Consider the following 7,840-nt stretch of genomic DNA (forward strand, 5'->3'; position numbering starts at 1 on the left):
CTCCCGACACTGACCCTACGGGTACAGTGCGGGGCTCCTGCGATTTCTAGCTGAATCTCGCTCACCGCTGCTGCAACCCATGACCAGCAGCAACTTTGTCGCTACCCCGCCAGCAGGAGCTCCCTGGGCATCCGTTCTCCCATAGCTAGGGCAACCAGCAAGGTTCGGCAAAAACAGGGCCAGAGGCATGCTCCCTCAAGCGATGAGCCAGTTATCACTGGAGTTCGCAAGCTGCCCAAGGCGGGATCCCCTACTCCAGGTCTCGACGGTTGGGGTTGCGGGAGGGGTCGTTGCTCAAAAAACCAAACACAAAAAGCCCCACAAAAAAGATGACAACCGCGTAAACAGAGATTTTCAGTAACAGCATAGTTTCAGCAACCCGTTTCCGACTGAGTGAACTGATGAAGCGATAAGGCAATGGTAAAGCAAGGGTGAACCACCCCAGAGAGGGGATCCCGTCAAACCTGAGACCCCGCAAAACTTCTTCACAACATCATACCTCTCAGAGGGCCTTTTTCCCGCAAATGGCCCCAGTCTCCCCCCGAGAGATCCTTTCATCCCATCCTCAGAAAAGGCTGCAAAGCCCGGCATGTCGGGGATCCCCGGCAAGAGCAGAGATTGTTAAGAAATATGCTGGGCTGGAAACAAAGATTGCAACTCCTCAGCGGCGGCAGCGCTCGCGGGCGACCGGGACATAGGAAGATAGGATTTGTGGCTTTGCCGGGTCTTGCCGGACGTGTGTTGGATTTGCCCATGCCTTTTGATCGGTTAGGTGACTTAGAGGCTCTGGATGGGCGGTCGGAAACTCAGCCGCAAACTGCGTCGGGGATCTATCGGCCTCAGGAGTTGCCGCTTTCCGATGGGATCCCAGCTTTTCTGCACCACTGGCCCCAGGGATCCCCTTGTGGAAGGGTGTTGCTTTTGCACGGCAAAGGGGATCACGGCGGCGGGTTTTGCCCTTTGGCCGGCGAGTTGGCTGCTCAAGGGTGGGAGGTTTTGGCTCCCGACATGCGGGGATTTGGTCGCTCCGGCGGGATCCGCTGCTGGATCGACCGCTTCAGCCAATATCAAGCGGATCTGGAGAGGATCGCCCAGCAGGTCTGGCCGCAGAAAGGGATCCCGCAGATCTGGTGCGGGTACAGCGCGGGGGCCAACTGGGTTACGGAATATGCCCTTGCCCATCCCGACCAAGTGCAGGGCCTGGTTCTCATCTCTCCGGCTTTTCGCATCGACCACTATTTCACCCCTTTTACCCACGCCCTTCTGCAAGTTTTGGACAGGGTTATTCCCCAGTTGGCCTTGACCGGCCTCTACGAGCCGGCGCGGGTGACTTCCCTACCCGAGCAGCAAGCCGCCTTTGCGGCGGATCCCTACATGTGCGGTGTGACGCGGGCCAGATTTACAGCCGAACTGGCGCGCAGCGGGCAGCGCTGCCTTGATCAAGCCCATCGGCTCTGCCTGCCGGTTTTGCTGCTTTACACCTCCGCCGATATCGTCGTCAATCCTGCCGGAGCTGTGGATTTTGCCCGTCGGCTGCCCCAGGGAGAGATCCACGATTTTCCCCGGTCGCGCCACGATCTTTTGCACGACTGCCAAGCCGAAGCGGTAAAAGAGACCCTTCGCCGCTGGCTGGCTCGGCATTTTCCCTCTGCCCCGGATGTCGCCCCTCGCCGGACGACCAACTCAGCCCCTACCGACCTCATGGCAAAATAGAAACGCCCTCTTTCCCCCTGCTCTCATGAGCCAAGACCTGATCTACCGTCCCCGTCGGCTGCGGCGCACAGAGGCCTTCCGCCAGATGGTGCAGGAAACCCACCTGCGGGTGCAGGATCTGATCTATCCCCTGTTTGTCATGGAGGGGGAGAACCAGCGGCAGGAAGTGGAGTCGATGCCCGGCTGCTACCGCTACACCCTAGACCTGCTGCTAAAGGAGGTGGAGGAAGCCGCTCAATTGGGGATCCCGGCGGTGGCCCTGTTCCCGGTGGTGCCGGAAGAGAAAAAGGATCCCACCGGGCGGGAGTGCTTCAACCCAGAGGGCTTGATCCAGCGGGCGGTGCGGCGGATTAAACAGGAAATTCCCGAGATTTTGGTGGTAACCGATGTGGCCTTGGATCCCTACAACAGCGATGGCCACGATGGCATCGTGCGGGATGGGGTGATCCTCAACGACGAGACGGTGGAAGTTTTGGTCAAGCAAGCCCTCTCCCAAGCAGAGGCGGGAACGGATATTGTGGCCCCCTCGGACATGATGGACGGTCGCGTCGGCGCCATTCGGGAGGCCCTGGACGACCAAGGCTATACCGATGTGGCGATCCTGGCCTATTCTGCCAAATATGCCTCTGCCTTCTACGGTCCCTTCCGCGATGCCCTGGGATCCGCGCCCAAATCGGGAGACAAGAAAAGCTATCAAATGGATCCCGCCAATGCTCGGGAAGCCATCAAAGAGGTGGAGCTGGACGAGGCCGAGGGGGCGGACATGGTGATGGTGAAGCCGGCCCTGGCCTACCTGGACATCATCTACCGAGTCAAGGAATCAACGGATCTGCCCGTGGCCGCTTACAACGTCAGCGGCGAGTACGCCATGATCAAAGCCGCCGAACAAAAAGGCTGGATCGACGGCAAAAAAGTGATGATGGAATCCCTGCTGGCCATGAAGCGGGCCGGTGCCGATATCATCCTCACCTACTTTGCCAAAGAGGTGGCCCTGCTTCTCAAACAAGCCTAGGCAGAGGCAGCCTACGGCCTGGCAGACGGCTGGGTGGACTGCCCGATCCAGGAAGGGTGGGTGTTCTTCTCGTCGTCCGCCACCCAGGTACTGGGATCCACCAAACGCACCTGAATTTGATTGCGTGGCACCCGATTCAGCCGTTCCTTGATCAGGGCCTCCTGCTGCAAGGGATCCATACCCCGATCCACCCCCTCCTGCAGCCGAGAAATCCGAGTGGACAAGACCTCGATATGCCGCTCCAGAACCTGGAGCCGGTGATGCTGGGCCAACTGCACCGGCAAGAGGCGATACAAACCACTGAGGGCAGCCGCCGTAAACAAGACATTCACCCCGATGTGACAGGCCATCTCCCAGACTGGAGGCTCGTGGCCAGGTTCTTGCTGTCCGCGTCGGCGGGATCGAGTCGAGGAGCGGGAGCGCTGGACAGGGATCGTCCGCCGACCGGAAATTGGGAGAGAGGAGGGAAACCCTGCCCGAACCAGGGATCCCTGCCCTTGGGAGCGATGCACTCGTGGAGCAACAGAGATGTCCAGCCGCGGCCCAGCAACCTGCTCTGCACGCATAGACACGTGGCGAGCCGGGGTACGGGAAGAAGACTTGGGTGTCACGGGTGAAGGGAAGAAAATAGGGGGACGATGAACCACCTCTGCTGCCAAGAAGCGCAGCTAGGGCCTATTGAAGCCGATTTTTCCAGGTGTGTCAGGCTTTGCCGCAAAACATTTTTATTCTTGGGCTTTCTTGGGCTCTGCCACTTCGCCAAGCTCAGCAAACGGATGGCGGGATCCCAGGCAATGGCCAACGCGGGGCAGGAAACGCGCTAGGCTAGAGGTTCGAATAGCGGAAAGGCTCTGCACCGTTCAAAGGACAAGGGCGGCACAGGGCTTGTGCAGATGCAAGTCGGATCCACATCATGCGCATTGTCATCACGGGTGGAAGTGGTTTTATCGGGCGTCGCTTGGTGGCCCGTCTGCTGGAGCAAGGGGATCAGGTTTTGGTCTTGACCCGCCGCCTGGAGCAGGCCCGCCGCATTTTGGGGGAATCCCCCAACCTCAAGCTGCTGCCCTACGATCCCTACCAACCGCAAGCCTGGGCAGCCGCCCTGGAAGGGTACGAGGGGATTGTCAACTTGGCCGGAGAGCCTTTGGCATCTTCTCGCTGGACAGAGACCAAGAAAAAAGAAATCCGTCGTAGCCGTGTGGAAACCACCCAGGCCCTTGTCCAAGCCCTCGCCTCCCTCAACCAAAAGCCCCAGGTGATGATCAGCAGCTCGGCGGTGGGTTACTACGGATCCCATCCGGCAGGAGAACCCTTAACAGAGACGGATCCCCCAGCCCAAGATTTTCTGGCAGGAGTCTGTCAGGCCTGGGAAGCTGCCGCCCGACCGGTTGAGGAATTGGGGATCCGTTTGGCCATCCTGCGCACGGGGATTGTGTTGGGTCCGGATGGAGGAGCGCTGGGGCAGATGCTGGCCCCCTTTCAGTTCTTTATCGGCGGAACGATCGGCTCCGGCAAACAATGGCTGTCTTGGATCCACCGCGAGGATTGGGTGAGCTTGGTCTGCTTCCTGCTGGAGCAGGGATCCGGAGTGTTCAACGCCACCGCTCCCAACCCGGTGCAGATGGAAGAGTTTTGCCGGACGCTAGGTCAGGTTCTGGGTCGCCCCTCTTGGCTGCCCGTGCCGGAGCTGGCCCTAGAACTGCTGTTGGGCGAGGCAGCTCAAGTGGTGCTGACGGGGCAAAAGGTGATCCCGCAAGCGGCTTTGCAGATGGGCTTTACCTTCCAGTACCCACACCTGAAAGAGGCATTGCGACAGATCCTCCTCCCGCCTTGACTTCGTGCCGGAGCTTATTCTTCCGTGAAATCGGCTTCCACCACCCCTGAAGCAGAGCCGGGAACAGCTTGCGCCGGAACCGGTCGCGCCGCCTGGGGCACTTGCACAATCTGGGGCGTAAAGATGAATAGGTTGTACACCGTGTTGCGGCGGATGTTGTCCATCATCTCCAGGAACAGCTCGTAGCCCTCGTTCTTGTACTCGATCAGGGGATCCTTCTGGCCGTAGCCTCGCAGGCCCACAGCTTCCCGCAGCGCCTCCATCTGCTGCAGGTGCTCCCGCCAGAGGGTGTCCACCTGTTGCAACAGGAAAAAGCGCTCTGCCTTGCGCATCAAACCGGGCTCAAAGGTATCCAGAAAAGCCTCTTTGGCCTCATAGGCCAGCTCTGCCTGCTTGATCAGGTAGTCCAAGATCTGCTCGTAGGAGAGATCCCGCAGATCCTCAACCTTGAGGTTCTGCTTCAAGAGCGGCACAAACTCCTGCATCTTGGCAGTCAGCTTGTCGATTTCCCACTCTTCCGGGGGCAGCTCCGGGTTGACATGAGCCCGCACAATCTCGCCGACGGTTTTGCGCACGTAGTCGAGGATCTTGGTCTTGAGGTTCTCCCCCTCCAAGATGCGCCGCCGCTCCGAGTAGATGGCCCGCCGCTGGTTGTTCATCACCTCGTCATACTCGAACACCTGCTTGCGCATGTCGAAGTAGTACACTTCCACTTTTCTCTGCGCGTTCTCCAGGCTGCTGCTGAGCAACGGGTGCTCAATGGGCATGTCCTCTTCCACCCGGAACATGTCCATGAGCTTGGCTACCCGGTCGCCACCGAAAATCTTGAGCAGGTTGTCTTCCAAGCTGAGGAAAAACCGCGAAGAGCCGGGATCCCCTTGCCGCCCGGCACGACCCCGCAACTGGTTGTCGATGCGGCGGGATTCATGGCGCTCCGTACCGATCACGTGCAGGCCCCCCAGCCTCACCACCTCTTCGTGCTCGGCCTCGGTAATTTTTTCGTACTCGGCTTTGATGCTGTTGTAAACCTCCCGCAGTTGCAAAATCAGCGGATCCTGCACCGGCGCTTTCTCCGACGCCACCGCAATAAGATCTTCCACCACCAGCTCCGGCAGACGGTTCAACCCGTACTTGGTCACCGCTGCCGCCACCACTTCGTCCAAGGCTTGGCTGGTGCGGGCCGACAGCTCACAGGGGTAAAAATTGGGGGAGACCACCGTCCAGGATTTTTTCGGCTTGGGTGTTGTCCCACCAAATCCTTGGCCGCCTCCCCGTCCTAGCATCTGAACGGATCCCAAGGGGTTGTCGGCGTCCAATTGGGCCAGCTTGGGCATCAACCGTTCCCGCAGCTTGAGGCGAGCCATGTACTCCGCATTGCCTCCCAGGATGATGTCCGTGCCTCGCCCGGCCATGTTGGTAGCAATGGTTACGGCACCTTTTCGCCCCGCCTGGGCAATGATCTCCGCCTCCCGCTCCACGTTTTCCGGCTTGGCGTTGAGGAGGTTGTGAGGGATCCCCATTTCCTTGAGCATGGCCGAGAGGCGCTCGGATTTCTCCACGCTGGTTGTCCCCACCAGTACCGGTCGCCCCCGCTCATGCATCTGGGCAATTTCCTCGGCAACCGCCTGCCACTTGCCCCTTTCGGTCTTGTACACCAAGTCGGGGGCATCTTTGCGGCGGATGGGTCGGTTGGTGGGGATCACCGTGACTTCTAGGTTGTAGGTTTTGCCGAACTCGGCCTCCTCGGTGCGGGCCGTGCCCGTCATGCCAGAGAGCTTGGGATAAAGCAGAAAAAGGTTTTGGTAGGTGATGGTGGCCAGGGTTTGGCTCTCGCTTTGAATCGGCACCCCCTCCTTGGCCTCCACTGCCTGGTGCAGCCCATCGGACCAGCGACGACCGGGGAGCACCCGCCCGGTGAACTCGTCCACGATCACCACCTCTTGGTTGCGGACGATGTAGTGGACATCCTTGATGAAGAGCTCTTTGGCCTTCACGGCGTTGAAGACAAAGTGCGCCCAGGGATCCTTGGGATCAAACAGGTCAGAGACTCCCAGCAACCGCTCGGCGGCTTCAAACCCCTCGTCGGTAAGGATGACGTTGCGGGCTTTTTCATCCACCTCATAGTGTTCATCCCGGATCAGCTCCCGCGCCACCTGGGCTGCCCGCAGATATTTTTCGGAAGGACGAGCCACTTGGCCGGAGATGATCAGGGGAGTACGGGCTTCATCAATCAGGATCGAGTCCACCTCGTCGATGATGCAGTAGTTAAAGGGCCGTTGCATCACCTCTTTGATGTCGGTGGCCATGTTGTCCCGCAGGTAGTCGAAGCCCAGCTCGCTGTTGGTGCAATAGGTGATGTCGCAGTTATAGCTGCGGCGCTTTTCTTCGGGCGACATGCCCTCTTGCACCAGACCAACCGTCAGGCCCAAGAAACGATGCACTTGTCCCATCCACTCCGAGTCCCGACGGGCCAAGTAGCCGTTGACGGTAACAATGTGAACCCCTTTCCCGGTGAGACCGTTGAGATAGGCGGGCAGGGTGGCGACCAGGGTTTTCCCTTCACCGGTTTTCATTTCGGCAATCTGGCCTTCGTGCAGCACCATGCCGCCGATGAGCTGTACGTCGTAATGGCGCAAGTTCAAGACCCGCTTGGCAGCCTCCCGCACCACGGCAAATGCCTCCGGCAAGAGATCATCCAGAGATTCTCCTCTGTCTAAGCGCTGGCGAAACTCCGTGGTCTTGGCCTTGAGCTCCGCATCCGAAAGAGAGGCGATCTCGATCTCCAGCGAGTTGATCAGCTTGACGACAGGACGGTACTGCCGGATCTTCCGATCGTTGGGATCCCCAAGGAGCTTTTGTAGGGTTTGGAGCATGGGCAAGCCTAGGCCAATGAAGGACATTGATTGATTAACGATGCAATTCTACCATTTTGACTTGGCCGGCCAGGGAGAGGTTGGCCTGGATGAGCTGAGAGCAAAACACCAGAGCCATCGGATAGATGAGGAGAGCCGGCAGTTACTTGCAGTCCGCGGCGAGAAAATGTCAGTCTAGGGAAGGGATCCCGAGCAAACCGTACTCTGCAAAGCTCATGAATTTTTTGGGTGTTGGACTGCCGGAAATGTTGGTTATCTTTGCGGTGGCTCTTCTGGTTTTCGGGCCCCGCAAACTGCCGGAGATCGGTCGCACGCTGGCCAAAACCCTGCGCAGCCTGCAGGACGCTTCCAAAGAGTTCGAGGCGCAACTGATCAAAGAGGCCCATGAGCTGGAAAAAGCCAGCCGCG

7 protein-coding genes are annotated in these 7,840 nt (G+C 59.1%); 4 read left to right on the forward strand and 3 right to left on the reverse strand.

Translation table 11 applies throughout. The features are described 5' to 3' along the window. Positions 1-250: 250 nt before the first annotated feature. Positions 251-367 carry a photosystem II reaction center protein I gene (locus tag NW838_RS04505; RefSeq protein ID WP_011434021.1) on the reverse strand — a complete coding sequence of 39 codons (117 nt, stop codon included), beginning with the start codon at positions 365-367 and terminating at the stop codon, positions 251-253. Positions 368-753: 386 nt separating this feature from the next. Here NW838_RS04505 and NW838_RS04510 point away from each other — a divergent pair, with 386 nt between their 5' ends. Together NW838_RS04510 and hemB are read left to right on the forward strand one after the other, a co-directional pair. Beyond that, positions 754-1,713 carry a lysophospholipase gene (locus NW838_RS04510; protein ID WP_414427577.1) on the forward strand — a complete coding sequence of 320 codons (960 nt, stop codon included), beginning with the start codon at positions 754-756 and terminating at the stop codon, positions 1,711-1,713. A gap of 25 nt (positions 1,714-1,738) precedes the next feature. Further along, positions 1,739-2,725, forward strand: coding sequence for a porphobilinogen synthase (gene hemB, locus NW838_RS04515; RefSeq protein ID WP_414356717.1), 987 nt, complete (start codon positions 1,739-1,741; stop codon positions 2,723-2,725). An 11-nt stretch (positions 2,726-2,736) separates the two neighbouring features. On the opposite strand, the gene NW838_RS04520 is transcribed toward hemB, so the two are convergent. Then, positions 2,737-3,291 (reverse strand): hypothetical protein, encoded by a 555-nt coding sequence (locus NW838_RS04520; RefSeq protein ID WP_414356719.1) that lies wholly within the window; start codon positions 3,289-3,291, stop codon positions 2,737-2,739. A gap of 347 nt (positions 3,292-3,638) precedes the next feature. Between NW838_RS04520 and NW838_RS04525 the strand changes: the two genes are divergently transcribed. Next, entirely contained in the window at positions 3,639-4,559 is a 921-nt protein-coding gene (locus tag NW838_RS04525; RefSeq protein WP_414427578.1) for a TIGR01777 family oxidoreductase, read from the forward strand. A 14-nt stretch (positions 4,560-4,573) separates the two neighbouring features. Here NW838_RS04525 and secA read toward each other — a convergent pair whose 3' ends face one another. Further along, entirely contained in the window at positions 4,574-7,432 is a 2,859-nt protein-coding gene (gene secA / locus NW838_RS04530; RefSeq protein WP_414356738.1) for a preprotein translocase subunit SecA, read from the reverse strand. Between the two features lie 215 nt (positions 7,433-7,647). Here secA and NW838_RS04535 point away from each other — a divergent pair. Beyond that, the coding region (locus NW838_RS04535; protein ID WP_414427579.1) for a TatA/E family twin arginine-targeting protein translocase at positions 7,648-7,840 on the forward strand (193 nt) is incomplete at its 3' end.

The sequence above is a fragment of the Synechococcus sp. R55.2 genome, assembly GCF_047462075.1.
Taxonomy (GTDB): domain Bacteria; phylum Cyanobacteriota; class Cyanobacteriia; order Thermostichales; family Thermostichaceae; genus Thermostichus.